The sequence below is a fragment of the Rothia sp. HSID18067 genome (genome assembly GCF_003989445.1).
Lineage (GTDB): Bacteria > Actinomycetota > Actinomycetes > Actinomycetales > Micrococcaceae > Rothia > Rothia aeria.
In genome coordinates this window covers 368,987-387,562 of sequence record NZ_RBMF01000001.1, presented here as the reverse complement: position 1 = coordinate 387,562, position 18,576 = coordinate 368,987, and the positions used below count along the sequence as shown (strand labels likewise).

Genomic DNA, 18,576 nt, shown 5'->3' with positions numbered 1-18,576 from the left:
TCACTAGCTCTTTTTCCTCTCAAGATAAATCAAGTACATCAGGTACAGCCCACCAATAGCGCCGGTGACCACGCCCACCTGCATACCGCCTGGGATAACGTACCGCCCAATCAGGTCCGAGCCAAACACCAGCAGCGCCCCCATGAGTGCAGAACTGGTGAACCCCACCCCGTTTGTTTTGGTGAGGGTCTTGGCAATATGCGGGGCGGCCAGCGCCACAAACGCGACCGGGCCGGTGGTGGCGGTCGCCAAAGAAACCAGCAGCACACCAATAAACAGGGCCGCCACACGGTAACGGTTCACGCTCACCCCAAGACCGGCAGCCACATTATCCCCAAACCGGATGGCACCCAGCGGGCGCGTCACAAGCAGCAAAGCTGGTACCACAAGCGCCATTGCGATCATGAGAGCAAAGCTGCGTTCCCACACAATATCGTTAAGGGAACCGGCCAGCCACGAGGCGGCGGTCTGCGCTTGGGTGAGGGAGGCACGCACCACCAGCAAAGAATTGAGGGCAGCCAGGGTGGAGCCCACCCCAATACCCACCAGCACCAGCCGGAAACCGCGCAGCCCCGTATGCCGGGTCATGAGCCACACCAGCAGGGAGGTCGCTAAACCACCGATGACGGCTCCGGCGGCAACCTCAACAGGGCCGGAGTTAAAAACAATAATTTGAAGAAGCGCACCCGTGGCGGCACCATTGGTGAAACCGATAATATCGGGCGAGCCGAGAGTATTACCGGAAATCACCTGAAAAATAGCGCCCGATAGACCCAGTGCGGCACCCACCAGCAGCGCCGCAACAATACGCGCAGCCCGCAGGGGGACGAAAATGCGGGACGACCGGGTTCCGCCCCCTAAGAGCGTGTCAATCACCTGGAATGCGCTGTATTCACGATCACCCTGCATGAGTGCCCAAATACTCAGGCAGAGGATCACAGCAACAAGCACAGAGTTCAGAATCACCACACGCCACGGGATTTGCGCGGCGACAGGACCACGCAGGGTTACCACAGCTTTCCCGCCGAGGCTGCGGCTGCGGTTGCGGCGTTTCGTTGGGGCCTGCTGCGAATCAGCGGATTTTACGATATTGATAGTGGGCGAGGTGGCCATTAGAGCGCCTCCACCTTCCGCCGGGTCATGAGGAACAGGAACACTGGTGCGCCCGCGAGGGTAGCCACAATCCCCACCTGGGTTTCGTGTTCATGCTGAAGAACGCGGGCAAGCACATCAGTGCCTAAAAGCCACACCGGCCCCAGAAGTGCTGAACCTATATTCACCCAGCGCACGTCGTTTCCGAGCAGGGCGCGCACCACGAACGGCACCGCCAAGCCCACGAACGAGATGGGCCCGATGGCGGCCGTTGCGGCACCGGCGAGAACCGTCACCGCCAGCAGGGTCAGGTTCTGAGTGGTCTGTACGCTCACCCCCAGAGAAATGGCAGCGTCCTCCCCCATGCTCAGGGCGTTAATAGCCGGGGCCACGAAAAACGCCAGCAGCACACCGGCGGCGATCACCGGGCCGATTGCTGCAGCGATTGCCACCCCACGCCCTTCCAGGGAGCCGGCCACCCACAGGCGGAACTCGTTGTAGGCGTCCTGGTTAATGAGAATAAGGCCCTGGGTGAAAGAGCCCAAAGCCGCAGAGATTGCCACACCGGCGAGGGCGAGTTTGACAATGGAGCCGTCTTTACCACGCCCTAAAACATACACTGCTGCTGCCGCAATAGCAGCACCGATAACAGCGACTACCATATACTGCCAGATGCCCATCACGCCACCGATGAACACCGAAAGAACCACCGCCACAGCAGCACCCGCATTGACACCCATGAGGCCGGGTTCGGCCAGCGGGTTACGGGTGAGAGACTGCATGAGCGAGCCTGCCACCGCTAGCGCCGCGCCGCAGGTGATCCCCACAATAGTGCGGGGAATACGCTGCTCAAAAACGATAATACTGGTCTGGGGTGATGCCGTGCCGTTGAAGGCGTCAAGAACCGCTTGAAGGGAGATAGAGTTGTTGGAACCGAAAAGGAGCGAGGCGATAATGCTCGCCCCCAGCAGAGCCGCGAAGACGATGAGCCAGGTGATCCGTTGAGCGGTTTTAGCACCGTGGCCGCTGAGCGCGGTTGTTGGGACTTCGGCTCGCTGAGTGGTAGTGCTCAACGAGACTCCTTGGGAATAGTATTGGTGTGGCTTGTGATGAGTAAACCTGCAGCACCCGAAAATGGTTCTCACACCGCCCTTTGAGTGGCGTATACAGTGTACGTTTCGGGCGTTGGTCGGCAGGTCTTGTGAGATGAGCGCACGCGCCGCAGGGCTGGTATACCGGGGTGCCGTGCGGCGCGTGCGTGTCTTGAGGGGTTACGCCTTACGGCGTACGATCACGATAATGGCTGCCGCAATAGCTGCTGCGGCCAGTACGATCGTACCAATCCACGGGAACTCAGAACCGTAGGTGATGGTCGTGTTCGTGGTTTCGTTCTTGGCCTGCGCCTTATCGGAGGAGTTCGACTGCTTGTTCACCCCGGAAGCATTCGCCTTTGCGGTAGCCTTCTTCTGGGTGGTACCGTTCGAAGACTTCTGCTTTTTCTCACCGTTGGTGGTGGTACCGTCCTCAGCGTTTGAGGTATCGGCGTCACCTTCGGTTTCGGAGTCGCCGCCATTTTCGGAGTTCAGACGGTCGTACTCTTCTTTGGTGATTGTGTTGCCGTCGGCATCCACGTACTCGGTTTCTCCGCTGTCAGCAGTCCCGCCGCCGTTAGCAGAGGTGCCGCCGCCGGAGGTCCCCCCGCCGCTGTTATTGGATGAGCCGCCATCACCGGAAGCCCCACCACCGTTATTGGAGGATCCGCCGCCGCCATTATTATTGGAGGCACCACCGCCACCAGATTTATTGCCGCCGCTGCGGGATCCGCCGTTTGAGCGTGATCCACCGCCGTTGTTATTGGAGGAACCAGAGTCTGAGGATGAACCGCCGGAGTTGCCTCCACCGCTCTTGTTTCCGCCGTCGCTACCGCCGGTGACAGTAAAGACCGGGCTCTTATTACTGTATGGATCGGTGCCCAAATATGTACCCTTTGAGTCTTTCTTTGCACCGGCGGCCAAGAAACGCAGGGTGTGCTCGCCGTTTTTCAGGTCGCGGGGCAGCACGAACGAACCCGATACGTTACCGTTACCGTCACTCTTCTGCTGGTGCACCACACAGGCGCCCTGGGGTGCATCGGCGGGGCAGGCATCACCGTCATCAATCTTGACAGACACCATAGTGTTCTGGGGGAATCCTTTGAGGGTAAACGAGATCACGCCTCCGGGTTTTACCGTGGGGCTCACGGTGGAGCTGGTTCCGGTGGTGTTGCCGCTGGCGCCGCTGGGGGGCAGTGCATATGCGGTACCTACGCTCAGCCCCAGGCTGAGGGTGGCAGCGGCGCATACGGTAGCGGCCTTACTAAAAGGTGTAGAGAAACGCACGGTAGTCCTCTCGTAACAATACTAAATCTTAGGGGCGGGGCACCCTCACCCCGTGGTCCTGTGGCAGCGGGGCGGGGCGCCAGAAACGGTGTGTTATAGACACCCTATGAATGGTCAGGAAATCTAGTCGCTGTTCTTTTTCTTGAAAGTCAGCGCCAAGGCAAGCAGCACAATACCGGCCAGGGACATCAACAGGTTATTGGCGTTATTGGCAAACCACTTGGCGAAACCGGTCAGTTCGGTGCCGTTCACCCGGTGCTCGACCTTAGCCTGGGGGCTGCCGCCCTGTGATGCGGTATCGTTGCCGTTGTTGTCGTTGGCGGCCTTTGCCTGCACCGTCTTCTTGGCGGCGTTCTTCACCGGGCCCGTTGACTTTGACTTCCCGTTCGCTGAGGTTGCTTTGCGGGCAGAGACTGCCTTTGACTTGGCGTTAGCAACCACCACGCTCCGGGTGCCCGAAGTAAACGGTGCGATGGAGGCGGGGCTGGTGCCGATGCTGCTGGAGACATACCCAACCCCTGCGTTTTGGTAAGGTGCCGGGGCGGTGGTTACGGATACCGCATTGCCGCTGCTATCCCATGCCTGTCCGTCTTCATCAATCGTTACGTCAGGCTCAGCCGAATCGTAGGAAGACTGGTCAGCGGGTGATACGCTGCCACGCCCTGATGTGCCACCACCACTGGGGGTGCTCTCGGTTGCTTCGGCAACGTGCAGCGGGGCCCAGCCAAGAACCTTGCCGTTCTCCCCCTGGTTACCGCTCTGTACCACTATGCGGTAGTCTGCGGCGGGCAGCTCCCCGCTCATGGTGTAGCTGACGGTGCGGTTCTGATCCAGCTGCACCCACTTAGAAGCCCGAGCCAGCTGCGCTGAATCACCCAGGTAGGGGGTAACCTTCACCCAGGTGCCCGGTTCAGCTTCGGGAACCTTCACGGTCAGCTGCTTACCGTTGTGTTCAACGCTCACGCCGTGGCGGTCGCCTTCACCCAACTGGCTGGCGGGTACCGATGCAGGGTCGGCGCCGGGCTTGTAGTCGCCAATCACGAACTTGGTATTCACACCATTATCGCCTTCGGGGCCACCGTAGGTGCCGTGACGGTCTCCCTTACGGAGGCTGCCGGTGAGCAGGCGCAGGGTGTGCTCACCACTGGTGACATTCTTGAGCGCTTCCCCACTCAGACCGGTATTTTCGGCGGTGGGCAGGTCAATATAGGTGTCGATATTACCGGTCTTCGCATCGGGTTCTACGATCGCCCAGATGGTGAGGTTCGAGTTCACTTTAGTGGCATCATTGTGTGGGACGGAGCCGTCATCAATCTTCAAGCCGATCTTTGAGACGCGCTTATCGTCTGGGTTGCACCAGCCACTACCGGTAATATGCAGCTTACCGCCGGGTTCCACGGTCGGGTTCTCAATCTTCAGCTTGGGGCTGAAGTCCCCGCCTTCAGGGGAGCACACATCTGTGTTCTCGGGTTCCTTGTATTCTGCGGCAGCCTGACCGTTCACGGGAATGGTCTTGGAGGTTGCCGCGCGCTGAGTGTCGTTCGGGGCGTTACGGCCACTTTGTGCGGTAATGCTCAGGTAGTCGCCTGTCTTACCGGTTTGCAGCTGCTCGGGAACGTCGATCTCAATATCGAAGGTGCCGTCAGGGTTCAGCGCGTAAAGCCCCTGGGCGGGGTTTGCTTTGCCGGCATCGGGAATCAGCAGAGCCCACGTGGTGGAGTCCGCCTTCTGCCCTTTACCCTGCAGGTACCGATCGATGGCACCATGACCACCGGTACGCGAATACTGGGCGGGCTTGCCGTCCTTCAGGTAGTTCAGCTTCAGCGCCACGGTGGAGCCACCATCGCCTTTGGTGTTCGTCCAGCCGCTGCCTTTAATACGTAGCTTCGAGCCCTTACCGGTGGTGTAGGGTTTAACGTACATTACGCCCGCGCTACCCTGCCCGGTTGCGGGGGCATCAAGCTTAACCCAGTTGGACGTATCATTCTCATCCGTGGGCTGCTGGGGCTGCACCTGGGCTTGGTCTTTGTCCTTGGATGGCTGCCGCGTCTGGTTCTCGCTCCGCGGGGTCTGTGGCATTGCCTTAGGCTGCTGGGGCTGTTGCTGTTCCTCCTCAGCAGGCTGTTGCGGTGCGGGGGTCTGCTGGGGCTCTGCTTTGGTGTCGCCTACTGTCACCTCCAACTCAGCAGAACGCACCACATCAACCTTCTTACCCCCACCATCAACCTTCAAAGACCCCGACAAAAACGTCACAGTATGCTTCGAACCAACACCCCAATCCGAACCCTTCACATTCGAATTATCAGCCGAAGGAAACGGAATCCGAGCCACAAAATTACCCGCATCATCCGCCTCAACAACAGCAACAACACCACGCGAACCATACTCCTTACCACCATACGAAACCTGACCACGAGGCACCACAGCACCCCCATCAAGCTTCACAGCAGCAACAGACCCACCCCCATTCTTATCCTTCCACCCAGAACCAGACACCACAATCTCCTGCCCCACCCGAGCAACCTTCACACCAGATAGCGACGCACCATCATCAGCCGTCACAGTCTGCTGGTCGGTATCGGTGTTATTGGCCTGCTGGGTGGCGGCCTTGGGGCGCTGCTGAGCAGCGGGGGTTATTTCCCCACCGGTGGCATCCGGTGCAGCAAAAGCTGCGGAGGGCGCCACCAAAGCGCTGGCGAGAGCAACAACTGCGCCGTAAGTAACAGCGTAACGAGTGTGCCGAGTCATGCGATTGTTCCGTTTCTTCATGTGGATTAGTGGTTGGTGGCGGCTGGGGACCGCCTCATATAGTTATGGTGTGCGATGCTGTTTGTGTCCGAAAGAATACCCGAAGTTGGGTGCTTCAACGGGATCTTTTCTCTCGGGGGAGTCTAGCCCAGCAGGTCCTTCTTGACGTCTTCAATAATTCCCTGCATGAGAAGCGGACCACCGGTTGAGGTCCACTTGGAGCCGTCCACGAGTTTTACGTGATTCTCCTTATATGCTTTCAGCTCGGTAAAGCCGGAAGTTTCTTTCGCCTTCTTGAGCGCTTCTTCAGCGCCTTCAAGGCCCGCATTGCCCTGAGCTTCGGGGTTTTCTTGGCTTGCGCCGCCCAACGTGCCTAAGAACATGTAGTCGGCGTCAATATTTGCCAGGTTCTCCAGAGACACCGGGTCGGAGTGTCCCTGCCCCTTACGGTCCTGTGCGGGCGGGCGTTTTAGGCCCAAATCTTCAAGAACCTGCCCGGCAGGCAGCTCCTTGAGGATCAGGGCGGGCCCGTTACCAGCCCAGCGCACGATGGAGAAGGTCTTATCCCCGTACTTGGGGGCGAGTTCTTCCTTGGTTTTTGTGGCTAAAGCCTCATAGTTTTTAATGAGATCCTCGCCCTGATCTTTGAGGTTCAAAGCGTTGGCAACATTGCGGAAGTTAATGCGCCAGTCACCGCCAGCGTATCCGCAGTACACCACCGGGGCGATTTTTGTCAGAGTGCTGTAGGCATCAGAACGCTTATCCACACCGGTGGAATCGACAAGGATCAGATCCGGTTCCAGCGCATCAATTTTCTCGTAATTCACCTGTGCCACGGTACCAATCAGCGGAACATCTTTCGCTTTCTCTTTGAGGTAGTTCGGCACAGTTGACTGCCCACGCCCCGACACAGTACCTACGGGGTTGATTCCCAGGGCCAGGGCCGCATCCAAAGTAGGTTCAGAGAGAGTAACCACACGCTGAGGTTTTACAGGGACATTGACCTCTTCCTCGTCAATATCCTCTATCTTGCGGGTTTCCCCACTTCCACCGGAGGTGCTTGAGGAGGTGGATTCACCGCTGCATGCAGCGAGTGTGAAGGCCGCACCAGATGCCAGTGCCAAGCCCATGAAGTTTCGGCGATTAATGATCGACTCGCTAGAAACTTCGTTTTTCTCGAAAGACATAGCTCTCCCTAATTACTACTAAACTCCACCTAACCTTACCGCTATCTTAGCTTTACTTCAAGGAAACGAAAATTATGACTCACCGCAAGAAAGATGGCTGTACTTCCCTGTTTTTACAGGGAAGTACAGCCATCTTCACATATTTTTTACGGTTATGATGACACTATGTCCCTAAAAAATATGTGTGATGTTCATATAGTCCGCAAATATTTTTAGGTAAAACATTTATTAAGCATCACAATGCCCACAATGGTTACTACCCGCACCCACAGGCACCCCATGTTTTAGCGTATGCGCGGGTTGCCCTCTCACGAAGCGACGTGATCGCCTGCTGCGGGTCCTGCGCCCCGTACACCGAGCTGCCCGCCACAAAACATGTAGCCCCTGCCTCTGCCGCCCGCACAATGCTCTCCTGCGTCACTCCCCCGTCAACCTGCACAACCACCGGAGTCTCAGAACCGGCAACGGCCTCGGCGGCACGGCGGATCTTCGGCAGCGTCACGTCCAGAAACGCCTGCCCGCCAAACCCGGGTTCTACCGTCATCACCAGCAGCATATCCAGCTCAGAGAGCATATCCAGGTAAGGCTCCACGGGGGTAGCAGGGCGCAACGCCATACCTGCTGCAGCGCCCAGCTCCCGCAACGTGCGGGCCAGTTTAATGGGGGCCGTTGCGGCTTCGGCGTGAAAAGTCACCGATTCGCACCCCACCTGCGCATACTGTGGGGCCCACCGGTCAGGGTCCTCAATCATCAAATGCACATCGAACGGCACCGGGGAAACCTCACGCAGACGCTTCACCACAGGAAGCCCCCATGTAAGGTTGGGAACAAAATGGTTATCCATCACATCAATATGCGCCGCGTCCGCGGTTGAAATATTCTCCAGCTCAGCCTGCAAATTTGCGAAATCGGCCGACAAGATTGAGGGGTGAATATGAATCCCCACTGTGTGAACCTCCTCGTGTGGTGCCCGTCCCTTTGTTATTTTTTACGGAACAACGCCAAAAACATGGCGTCGGTGCCGTGCACATGCGGCCACAGTTGTGCCGTGCTTGATGCAGCATCAGTCACGGCTGGCGCACCCCGCTTCACGTGTACCTCAGGCTGGGTTCCGGGGTCTTTCTCCCCCGCCAGCACGCTCCTAGGCGAGCCGTCATCCCCCGATTCGTCACTGCCTGATTCTCGCAGGGCCACCGCCTGCAGGGCGGTGCGCGCATCCAGCAAGTGAACTTTCCCGCTTTCCAGAGCTTCAGCCACAATATTCTGGGTTTCGGCGGCGTGCGGTGAACACGTCACATACGCAATTACACCGCCGGGGCGGGTCACCTCAATCGCCGCATCCAGCAGCTGCCCCTGCAGCGGCAGAAGATCCGCAATATCGCGCGGGGTCTTACGCCAGCGGGCCTCCGGGCGGCGCCGTAACGCGCCCAAACCCGAGCAGGGCGCATCCACCATAACACGGTCAAACAGGGCATCCGGCCCCACGCTATCCGGTAATTTAGCGGCTTCACGGGTGAGGGTTGCGGTGATACTCCTGCCGTCCCCAGTGAGTACCGTATACGTTTCTTCAGGGAGTGGGCGCATGGACTGCTCAACCAGCTTCGCGCGGTGCGGCGCTGATTCATTCGCCACCAGGTGAGCCCCCCGCTGGGCACCAAGAGCGCCCAGAAGAGCCGCCTTACCGCCGGGACCTGCGCACATGTCAAGCCAGGTGCGGTCACTGCCCTCAATAGGTACGGCGGCCAAGGCACGGGCCACCAGTTGGGACCCCACATCTTGAGCCCGCACGGTGCCTTCTCTCACGCTTTCTAGACGCGCCAAGTCGCCAGCAGAGTACAGGGCTGAGCCCTCAACGAGTTCCCCGGGGACCGCACCGTTTTCCTCTGCCTCACGCAAGTCTCCCACCCCCGGCAGTGCCACCAGGTTCACCACGGGTGAGACGTTATTAGCCTCCAGCAGTGCACGGATCTCTTGAGGGTCACGCCCGTGCGCGGCAAGCGCCTGACGCATAGCACGCACAATCCACGCCGGGTGCGAGGTTGCAAAACCCATCCGTTCAGTCTCGTCCTTTGACTCGGCTTCAATGAGCTCAAACCACTCATCGGCGGTGCGCTCACTCACCCGGCGAAGCACGGCGTTAATGAACCCGGATGGGCCCGAGCCGATTCGCTCACGCGCCAGCGAAACACTCTGATTCAGGGCCGCGTGGGCGGGCACCCGCATCTTAAGCAGTTGGTGTGCGCCCATCCGCAGAATAATGAGGGTGGTGGTGCCGATCTTATGGAGGGGCCGGTCGGCGCAGCGCGCTAAAACAGCGTCATAGGTGCCCTGGTTGCGTAAGGTACCGTAGGTAAGTTCAGTAGCGAGCCCGGCGTCGCGGTGGTCAAGCCGGTGCGCGCGAATAGTTTTGGGAAGTACCAGGTTCGCGTAAGCGTCAGATTCGGCAACGGCACGTAACACCTCGAAAGCTACCAGCCGGGCGGGGTCTGCGGTACGGCTACGCTGTGATGGGGCGCTGGCAGAGAAGCTGCGCTGTGACAGGCTGCGGCGGTTACGCTCATGCCCTTTCCGGTTGCGTTCAGTGGCGCCGCCTCCGCCACGTTTCTGCCCACCACCGGTGGGTTTGGTGCGGGAGGTGCGGCGCTGTTCACTGGTGCGGCCATCAAATCGCCCGCCGCGAGCCGTTCCTTTTGCAGCGGGGCGGCGGGGCGGATGCTGGCCGTCGTTATTATGCTGTTCGCTCATGCCAAAACCACTTTCCCTTCGGCGAGGTCGCTGCCTACCCCGCGCGCCCAGGCGGGCGCATCCATAACCTTTTTCCCGGCGGGCTGCACACGCACCAGCTGCAACTCCCCCGCCCCGGTGCCAACATACACCTTTTTGCCCCGTAACTGTACCTGCCCGGGGGCAAGCTCAGTTTCGTGCGAGCCGCGCTGCAAGGCAGCGATTTTGAAGCGGTTGCCCGCAAGTTCGCACCAGGCACCGGGTTCTGGGGTGACGCCCCGGAACGTCGCAAGCACCCGTTCGGCAGGTCCGTTAAAGTCTAGGCGCCCGTCAGCGATACTCATCTTATGGGCGTAGCTTGCCTGACCGGTTTGGGGGGTTCCGGTCTGTCCCTCAGCAATGCGTGCGAATGTGCGCAGCAGCAGCTCCCCTCCGGTTTCTGCCAGACGGTTCAGGATGCTCCCTGCCGTGTCTTCATCGCCGACCGGGGTCGAGTCACATTCAAAAACTGGCCCGGTGTCCAGCCCCTCTTCAATGAGGAAAGTGTTCGAATAGATAGTGGTTTCCCCCGCCATCAGGGCACGCTGCACGGGGGCTGCGCCGCGGTATGCGGGCAGCGCCGAGAAATGCAGGTTCACCCACCCGTGGGGCAGTAGCTTAAGTGCTTCTTGAGGCAGTAACGCCCCGTAGGCGACAACGGCGGCGGCGTCCGCCCCGAGGGACGCAATAGCGTGGGCGGTCTGCGCAGACCACTGGGAGGCTTTAATTACTGGAATTCCCAGCTGTTCGGCTCGTTGGGCTACGGCAGATGCGCTCAGGATCCGTTTACGCCCCACGGGTGCGTCTTCTCGGGTGAGTACCCCCACCACCTCTACTTCTTGGGAGGCAACTAGAGCGTTGAGGGGGGCCACTGCTATTTCTGGGGTGCCGGCGTACAAGATTTTCATGGCTCTCCTACTTCCCGAGGCTTCCGGCGGCACCGAAACTGCCGAATGCACCGCTCACCCTGGTGGCGCGTTCGGCCGTAGTTTTACCGGCGACAGCGGCGTATTTCCCGGCGCGGATAGTGCGCATCACCCGTTTACGGTCATCTCCGGTGAGTTTGTCGATGAATAGGGTGCCGTGGAGGTGGTCTGTTTCATGCTGAAGCATGCGCGCGAACAGTCCTTCCCCCTCAAGTTCTAGGGGGTTACCGTGCCGGTCTACTCCGCGTACGCGCGCCCAATTTTTGCGGGGTGTCTCGGATTTAATGCCTGGTACGGAGAGGCACCCTTCACCGCCTTCTTGGGTTTCCTCACCGGTTTCTAGCACCGGGTTAATAATGTACCCTTCACGGTCATCAATGCCGCCGTAGGTGAAGATTTGCTTGTCTATGCCAATCTGCGGCCCGGCTAAGCCCACTCCTTCGACGTCGTACATGGTCTCTAGCATATTGTCGATGAGTGCTGCTAATTCTTTGTCGAATACTGTGATGGGCTGGCATTCGCTCCGTAGCACAGGGTCGCCTACGGTGCGGATACTCAGGATTGTCATGGGTGCCTCCTTTAGGCGGTGTGCCCGCGCACGATGTGTCGCTGTCTGTGGGTGTTAGAACCGGCGGGTTTATATTATGCGGCGTTGTGATGCGGTTGTGCTTTGGGTGCGGGCGGAGGAATAACGGGCATGAGGGCGGCGTCGTCGAATTCGTTGACGTCGCGGTTGTATTCCCATACTCGGCGAAGCGCACAGAATTTCCGCCAGTTTTTTTCGAGGATGCGCGGGTTTGCCTGGTGCGGCACCACCTGGGTTTCGCCAAGGGCCACGCCCATGAGGATGGGGGCGTCTCCGTACTGCCAGGGTTCCCATTCTCCGGTGTCTGGGTCTATGAGGGCTTCTTCGGCTTTGAGCCCGGCAACAAGCTGCATCACGACTTTTGCGTCTAGGGGTTTTACCCTGCCTTTGCGGTCGGTGCCTTTGGTTTTGTAGTCGATAATGCAGGTGCGTCCGGCGATTTCGGCGACGAGGTCGAGGGTCCCCGCGTACCCCACGGTATCGTTCCAGATGGTTACTTCTGCGGCGAGGGGCTTGGGGCGGAAGGCGTCCCACCATTCGTCGAACCGGTCTGCGTAGGCTTGTTCTCCGTTGCGGATGAGGTGTTCGCGGCAGGTTTCAACGTCGTGGGGTTTGCCCATGGCGCGTAAGGCAATGTTTTCGGCGTAGTTGTGTACCCTGTCGCCACGTTCTGCTGCGGCATCCCGGTAGCATTCAGAGGCTGCTGAGGCGTCTTTAATAATGGCGAATTTGAGGCCTTGGGAGCCTGAGGCCCGGTAGGTACGGTGATCTTCAAGGGCGGCTTTGGCGGCCATGTAACTGTGCCAGCCGCTGAGGTCTGTGGCGTGCTGCCCAATAACGGTGGTAATGGAGGGGACGAGCAGTTCACCTCCGCGGATGCGGGAGTACATGCGGCCGTGGTCGGTCGCAGTTGCCAGTTGTGGCGCTGTCACTGATGGTACCTACTATCCCCCGCCGGTGCGGGCCGAAAGATTTTCTTCGGTTTCAAGTCTACTAGATTGGGCTCAGGCACCCTAGCAGGTGGGGTGCCGTGCGAGTTCTCGGGGGCTGGGTTATGCGTCCTTTTGCGGTCATATTGCTGGTTATGTCCAGAGATTTAGCCAGAAAACAGCGGCTTCAGGTTATCCGGTAACAATACAAAAAATCCCCGGATCTAACATCCGAGGATTCCTAATCATTTGTGCGCGATACTGGGTTCGAACCAGCGAGGGGAAGAATTTTCCGAGCGCGCGAGGCACCAATAAATCTTTCCCTCGCCGAGGGCGTCAGCCCGAGGAGGTCACTGGTTCGTCCCTGGGTACACAAAAAATCCCCGGACTTACCATCCGAGGATTCCTAATCATTTGTGCGCGATACTGGGTTCGAACCAGTGACCTCTTCGGTGTGAACGAAGCGCGCTACCACTGCGCCAATCGCGCTCACAGGTAAATACTCTACCGCCGCCGAGGGCCTTCGTCAAATTTGTTGGGCGGGTTTTGGGGTTAGTTTCCTTTCCCGGCAGGTGGGGGTTGAGCATTTATCTTTTAGCGGGGCTGCTGGAGGGGAATGCAGGGTTTGCATCAGCATTGTGGTGGCTTGCGGATATGCCGCGGCAATAGAAAATCCCCGGTTCTTTGGAACCGAGGATTCTTTGTTTCTAGCGTGACCCCAACCGGATTTGAACCGGTGTTGCCGCCGTGAGAGGGCGGAGTACTAGGCCGCTATACGATGGGGCCGAAACACCCAAAATAGTGGGTGTTTGCTGGGGTACCAGGACTCGAACCTAGAATGACGGTACCAGAAACCGTAGTGTTGCCAATTACACCATACCCCATTACTCTATTGAGTTATTGTTGCTTGTTTGTAATGCTGTATCACTGCAACGGATAATAACTATACCGAGTTATTTTCGGGCGTGCAACTTCGCATTAGTAGACGTGCATCACAGCCGCTCACGGTGCCTTACCCCTGCCGTTTCAAGGCCAAGCTCTCCCCTTCTGCATGCCGATTCCGCGCAACGGCGGGGTGGGCGCTCCCATTAATTCCGGGTTTGCGTCCACCCCGCCCGTGAGAGGGTAGAACGGTGTGAAGTTACCGTTTCACCTGTTTACGCCTCTTAATGTGCGGGCACAGTCTGCACGTGATCGAACTTCTTCATGTAGCGTGCAATGAATGCGGCCATAGCATCACGGTCGATAGCCTGTCCGGGACGGAAGGTGCCGTCGGGCCAGCCGGTGGTGATGCCCTGTTCCTCAAGCCACGCAATTTCCTTAGCAAAGGGGTTATCCTGCACGTCGCTGAACTTGGCCGGGTTAGCGTTCGTGTACTCGGGCGATCCAGCAGCGCGGTAGAAGAAGGCAGCCATGGCGTCACGGTTCACGGTCTCGTTGGGGCGGAAAGTACCGTCGCTCCAGCCGGTGGTAATGCCGGTGGACTGCAACCAGGCGATCTCCTTGTAGAAGGGATCGGTGGTCTTTACGTCCTTGAAGGGAGACTCTGCCGGTGCTGCGTAGCGGGGCGAGCCTGCCAGACGGTAGAGGTAAGCAGCCATTGCACCGCGCTCAATCTTATCGCCGGGACGGTAGGTGCCGTCGGACCAGCCGGTGGTGATCCCCTTCTCGGCAATGAAGTTAATCTCTGCCTTGAATGGGTTGGAGTCGATGTCTTTGAAGTTTACCTTAGCCAGAGACTTGTCCGGGTCGGTGGGGGTGACCGGCGGGTAGCCTTCGAACTTTGCCTGGCGGGGGGTGATCTTTGCGACCTCAGCCTTGGCGTCTGCTGCGTTATCGGCCTTCGGGGCATCTGCTGCGGGGGCGGCAGCCGCTTCGCCTACTGTCACCTCCAACTCAGCAGAACGCACCACATCAACCTTCTTACCCCCACCATCAACCTTCAAAGACCCCGACAAAAACGTCACAGTATGCTTCGAACCAACACCCCAATCCGAACCCTTCACATTCGAATTATCAGCCGAAGGAAACGGAATCCGAGCCACAAAATTACCCGCATCATCCGCCTCAACAACAGCAACAACACCACGCGAACCATACTCCTTACCACCATACGAAACCTGACCACGAGGCACCACAGCACCCCCATCAAGCTTCACAGCAGCAACAGACCCACCCCCATTCTTATCCTTCCACCCAGAACCAGACACCACAATCTCCTGCCCCACCCGAGCAACCTTCACACCAGAAAGCGACGCACCATCATCAGCCGTCACAGTCTGAGTCTCAGGAGCAGGGGTAGGTTTGGGGTCGGGCTTGGGTGCTTCGCCTTCGGTGGTGCTGACCTTCACCTTGGTGATGGAGTCAACGGACTGGGTGGAGTTAGTGTAGTCGCCGGTTGCACGGTCTACGGCGTAGGGTACGGTTGCCTCAGCTACGTAGCCGTCCTTGTTAGCGACGTAAACTTCGCCCTCGGCACCGATGGTGATGTCGTTAGCACCCTTGGCGCCGGCCTGAACCTCACCAATAATCTGGGAGGAGCGGGTGTCGATCACACCAACCTTGCCGGTCTTAAAGTCGGTAACGTATACGAGGTCGCGCTCGTCGTCGTTGACCATGGCCAGGGCCTGTTCACCGAAGGGGATGCTCTTCTTGTATTCGCCGGTGTTCAGGTCGTACACGGTCACACCGGAGTTGGCGCCATCCAGCCCCTGGGACGAGACGTACAGTTCGTTAGTGCTGTGGTCTACTACAGAGTCGGAGGGGCGCACTTCTTTGCCGGCAACATCGGCGTGCACCTTGTATTCTTTCTCGACACTGAAGCTCTTGAGGTCAATGATCTTCACAGTGTCAGAGGAGCGAACCGGCACGTACATCTTGTCGCCATCAATGTTCATGTTCATCGGCGAGACACGACCGGAAGCATCGGGGTCGATCCGCAGCTTTTTGACCTCGTGGGTTTTCAGGTCGATGGATGAGATGTAGTAGCGGCCGGTCACATATGCCTTACCGGTCGCGTGGTCAATCTTCACATCGCGGGGGTGCTCAATTTCAGCTTCGGTGCCCTCATAACCGGGGGTGTAGTTGGTCCACAGCAGTTTGAGGGTGTTCTGGTCGTACACTGAGACGGAGTCGTTGCGGGTATTGGTTACCCACACGGTATTGTTTACGTCATCTACGGTGATACCGAATGCTGCAAGAGAGCTGTAACCTGCCTCGTAACCGGTGCCGCTACGGGTAACAGGCAGCCCTGCTACTGCCTCAACTTTCATGCTGGTTGCGTCAAGACGGGCCAGGGTTGAGGCACCCATGGTACGGTCTGAGCCTGCTACGAAGACTTTGTTGTTGTTCTTGGAGTGAGCGATCTGGTACTGACCTGCGATACCCTGAATCTGCTTTGCCAGAGTCTTTTCAGTATCGACTTTCTGCGCCGAGTTCTCGGCTGCGAATGAGGCGGGCATCGTAAAGGATGCGCCGATCATAGAGAGCGACAGTGCGCCAATGGTGATTCCCTTGAGAGTCTTTCCCTGCGTTAGGTTAAAGAGAGGAGCCATGTATATTCCTTTGTATGTGCGACGGGGTGAAAGCCCGCCGGTTCTGACTTAGGATAGATAACCCTAAGATGATACAGAGTCAATAATTACCTTTTCAGGGGCAAAAAGCAACAGACCAGGGTGGCTCAGAACGATATTTTACAGACATTCTGTCTGCATATTGTTATATTTTTTCACTCCCCTGTTTTTATTCTCATTCAGTGTTCCCGGACTCCTAAGATTTTCATGGGTTCTAGCAACCTGCTGGGCGGGGCTCCTCGACAGATATCTATTTTTATAATTCTGTAGCATTTTAAAAAACTTTAATGACATACTGTCACTATGCTCTGGCCTCGTACCCCTATGGCGGTACGTTGCTGCCGTGATTGGCAGGCAATAATAGTGACGTATGATATGAGCTTCTGTCTACATCGCCACAGGTTATTGAGGGTGTAGTGAGCGGGCTTTGTGTACGCACTATGTGCGCCCTTTCTTTCTCGCAGCGAGGGCGTCAGCCCGAGGAGGTCACTGGTTCGCCCCCGGATACACAAAAAATCCCCGGACTTACCATCCGAGGATTCCATACTTGTGCTCGATACTGGGTTCGAACCAGCGAGGGGAAGAATTTTCCGAGCGCGCGAGGCACCAATAAATCTTTCCCTCGCCGAGGGCGTCAGCCCGAGGAGGTCACTGGTTCGCCCCCGGGTACACAAAAAATCCCCGGACTTAACATCCGAGGATTCCATACTTGTGCGCGATACTGGGATCGAACCAGTGACCTCTTCCGTGTCAGGGAAGCGCGCTACCGCTGCGCCAATCGCGCTCAACATTATGATGTTGTGCGAGGTGAGGACGGGATTCGAACCCGCGTACACGGCTTTGCAGGCCGCTGCCTAACCACTCGACCACCTCACCGTATATCTCTCTGTGAGAGATGGGGTTCCGAACTCTAGGAGTCCTACGAGCGGTTGACGAGACTTGAACTCGCGACATCCACCTTGGCAAGGTGGTGCTCTACCAACTGAGCTACAACCGCGTATCAGCTACCTTTTGAGGTTTTCGCACGAGGTTTGACCCCCGGTCGTTCTGACAGATAAAAACTATACGCGGTTTTTGGGTTCTTGCCAAATCATTGGCTGTTATCCACGCGTTCCTTGATTTTGCGGGCTAGAACTAGTTTTTCGGGCGGATGTAACACCGAATACATCAAGAATTTTGGGAGTGTACCCGCTCACACTTCACCGGTTTATGTGCTGGAAACACCCGAAAATACCCCTCAGGTACCCGCCCTATTGCGGGCGGACGCTGAGGGGCGTATCAGGGAGGGCGGGCACGGGCTTATTGTTCGGTTTCGCCAAGCAGACCTTCACGGGCGAGCGCCGTTAGACGGGAGACCGCGCGGAAGTATTTCTTCTGGTACCCGCCAGCGAGCATTTCGGGGGTGAACACCTGGTCGAAGGGCACCCCGGATGAGACGATCGGCAGGTCTTTGTCGTAGAGGCGGTCGGCGAGCACCACGAAACGTAAGGCCACCGCTTGTTCAGTAATGGGCTGCACGTTGCGCCAGGCTATGCCTTCTAAACCATCAATGAGTTGGCGGTAACGGGAGGGGTGCACTTTCGCCAGGTGCGCTACGAGGTCGGTGAAGTTATCAACGGCGACGGGTTTGCTGCCGAAGACTTCCTCCGTTTTCGCGTCAAGTTCCGCGTCGGTGACGGGCTCGGGAGCGGCGGGGAGACCACGGTGGCGGAAGTCTTCACCGTCCACACGGTGTACCTCAAACTGCTGTGAGAGCACCTGGATTTCGCGTTTGAAGTCTTCGGCGGCGAAGCGCCCTTCACCGAGGGCACCGGGGAGGGTGTTGGAGGTTGCGACGAGTTTAACGCCCGCATCGGCGAGTTCGCGCATCAGGCGGGACATGAGCACGGTGTCACCGGGGTCGTCAAGCTCAAATTCGTCAATGCACACCAGCTTGTAGCTGCTGAGTGCCTCCACGGTTTTGCGGAAGGTGAGGGCACCAACCAGGTTGGTGTATTCGACGAAGGTGCCGAAGGCTTTGGGACCGTCAACGTAGTGCCACAGGGAAGCTAGAAGGTGGGTTTTACCAACACCGAACCCGCCGTCGAGATAGAGTCCGGCTTTGGTGGTGTCTTTTTTCTTACCTCCGAAGAGTTTGCCGAAGAACCCGCCGGTTCCTCCCCCTTTATTGATTTTGTCGCCGAAGGTTTTGAGTTTTTGTACTGCTTCGGCTTGGGAGGGCTGGTTGGGGTCAGGAATGTAGCTGTCGAATGACACTTCACCGAACCGTTCGGAGGGGCGGAAACCCGCGAGTAGCTCGTCGGCAGAGACGTGGGGGGTACGGTCGGTAAGGTGTTCGTAGGTGACGGGCACGATATAACTTTCTGAGTGACATCTATGTTACTTGTCTTAAGTT

At 57.9% G+C, this 18,576-nt stretch carries 12 protein-coding genes and 6 tRNA genes; all 18 read right to left on the bottom strand.

What is annotated here, in order from left to right; all coding sequences use genetic code 11:
* Positions 1 to 3: 3 nt before the first annotated feature.
* Positions 4 to 1,113, bottom strand: a complete 1,110-nt coding sequence (locus tag D8M23_RS01785; protein WP_126853338.1) for a FecCD family ABC transporter permease — start codon at positions 1,111 to 1,113, stop codon at positions 4 to 6.
* Entirely contained in the window at positions 1,113 to 2,165 is a 1,053-nt protein-coding gene (locus D8M23_RS01780; RefSeq protein ID WP_006888690.1) for a FecCD family ABC transporter permease, read from the bottom strand. Before D8M23_RS01780 ends, D8M23_RS01785 begins: the two co-directional genes overlap by 1 nt.
* A 198-nt stretch (positions 2,166 to 2,363) precedes the next feature.
* Complete coding sequence (locus D8M23_RS01775; RefSeq protein WP_037287561.1) at positions 2,364 to 3,470, bottom strand: hypothetical protein; 1,107 nt, start codon at positions 3,468 to 3,470, stop codon at positions 2,364 to 2,366.
* A gap of 123 nt (positions 3,471 to 3,593) precedes the next feature.
* Positions 3,594 to 6,218, bottom strand: coding sequence for a Cyclin D1-binding domain-containing protein (locus D8M23_RS01770; RefSeq protein ID WP_161971640.1), 2,625 nt, complete (start codon positions 6,216 to 6,218; stop codon positions 3,594 to 3,596).
* A gap of 143 nt (positions 6,219 to 6,361) precedes the next feature.
* On the bottom strand, positions 6,362 to 7,405 hold the full coding sequence (locus D8M23_RS01765; RefSeq protein ID WP_126853334.1) for an ABC transporter substrate-binding protein: 1,044 nt from the start codon (positions 7,403 to 7,405) through the stop codon (positions 6,362 to 6,364).
* Between the two features lie 256 nt (positions 7,406 to 7,661).
* Entirely contained in the window at positions 7,662 to 8,351 is a 690-nt protein-coding gene (gene rpe / locus D8M23_RS01760) for a ribulose-phosphate 3-epimerase (protein ID WP_126853332.1), read from the bottom strand.
* A 35-nt stretch (positions 8,352 to 8,386) separates the two neighbouring features.
* Complete coding sequence (locus D8M23_RS01755; RefSeq protein ID WP_126853330.1) at positions 8,387 to 10,150, bottom strand: RsmB/NOP family class I SAM-dependent RNA methyltransferase; 1,764 nt, start codon at positions 10,148 to 10,150, stop codon at positions 8,387 to 8,389.
* A complete protein-coding gene (fmt, locus tag D8M23_RS01750; RefSeq protein WP_126853329.1) occupies positions 10,147 to 11,076 on the bottom strand; it encodes a methionyl-tRNA formyltransferase in 930 nt (309 codons plus the stop codon). The genes D8M23_RS01755 and fmt overlap by 4 nt, the downstream gene beginning before the upstream one ends.
* A gap of 7 nt (positions 11,077 to 11,083) precedes the next feature.
* Positions 11,084 to 11,662: a peptide deformylase gene (gene def / locus D8M23_RS01745; RefSeq protein WP_126853327.1), complete on the bottom strand. Its 579-nt coding sequence runs from the start codon at positions 11,660 to 11,662 to the stop codon at positions 11,084 to 11,086.
* A 74-nt stretch (positions 11,663 to 11,736) separates the two neighbouring features.
* On the bottom strand, positions 11,737 to 12,612 hold the full coding sequence (locus tag D8M23_RS01740; RefSeq protein WP_126853325.1) for a cytochrome: 876 nt from the start codon (positions 12,610 to 12,612) through the stop codon (positions 11,737 to 11,739).
* A gap of 414 nt (positions 12,613 to 13,026) precedes the next feature.
* A tRNA-Val gene (locus tag D8M23_RS01735) sits at positions 13,027 to 13,098 on the bottom strand.
* A gap of 224 nt (positions 13,099 to 13,322) precedes the next feature.
* Positions 13,323 to 13,395: transfer RNA gene (locus D8M23_RS01730), tRNA-Glu, on the bottom strand.
* A gap of 26 nt (positions 13,396 to 13,421) precedes the next feature.
* A tRNA-Gln gene (locus D8M23_RS01725) sits at positions 13,422 to 13,493 on the bottom strand.
* Between the two features lie 282 nt (positions 13,494 to 13,775).
* On the bottom strand, positions 13,776 to 16,163 hold the full coding sequence (locus D8M23_RS12015) for an S-layer homology domain-containing protein (protein WP_126853324.1): 2,388 nt from the start codon (positions 16,161 to 16,163) through the stop codon (positions 13,776 to 13,778).
* A 730-nt stretch (positions 16,164 to 16,893) separates the two neighbouring features.
* A tRNA-Val gene (locus D8M23_RS01715) sits at positions 16,894 to 16,965 on the bottom strand.
* Between the two features lie 21 nt (positions 16,966 to 16,986).
* A tRNA-Cys gene (locus D8M23_RS01710) sits at positions 16,987 to 17,057 on the bottom strand.
* A gap of 48 nt (positions 17,058 to 17,105) precedes the next feature.
* Positions 17,106 to 17,178, bottom strand: a tRNA-Gly gene (locus D8M23_RS01705).
* A gap of 302 nt (positions 17,179 to 17,480) precedes the next feature.
* Positions 17,481 to 18,533, bottom strand: coding sequence for a cell division protein ZapE (gene zapE / locus D8M23_RS01700; RefSeq protein ID WP_126500190.1), 1,053 nt, complete (start codon positions 18,531 to 18,533; stop codon positions 17,481 to 17,483).
* Between the last annotated feature and the right edge of the window lie 43 nt (positions 18,534 to 18,576).

What these genes read in the sequence shown, in the direction of transcription:
- D8M23_RS01785 (WP_126853338.1), bottom strand. Translation starts at nt 1,113, where the DNA reads ATGGCCACCTCGCCCACTATCAATATCGTAAAATCCGCTGATTCGCAG.
- D8M23_RS01770 (WP_161971640.1), bottom strand. Translation starts at nt 6,218, where the DNA reads ATGACTCGGCACACTCGTTACGCTGTTACTTACGGCGCAGTTGTTGCT.
- D8M23_RS01765 (WP_126853334.1), bottom strand. Translation starts at nt 7,405, where the DNA reads ATGTCTTTCGAGAAAAACGAAGTTTCTAGCGAGTCGATCATTAATCGC.
- D8M23_RS01755 (WP_126853330.1), bottom strand. Translation starts at nt 10,150, where the DNA reads ATGAGCGAACAGCATAATAACGACGGCCAGCATCCGCCCCGCCGCCCC.
- fmt (WP_126853329.1), bottom strand. Translation starts at nt 11,076, where the DNA reads ATGAAAATCTTGTACGCCGGCACCCCAGAAATAGCAGTGGCCCCCCTC.
- def (WP_126853327.1), bottom strand. Translation starts at nt 11,662, where the DNA reads ATGACAATCCTGAGTATCCGCACCGTAGGCGACCCTGTGCTACGGAGC.
- D8M23_RS12015 (WP_126853324.1), bottom strand. Translation starts at nt 16,163, where the DNA reads ATGGCTCCTCTCTTTAACCTAACGCAGGGAAAGACTCTCAAGGGAATC.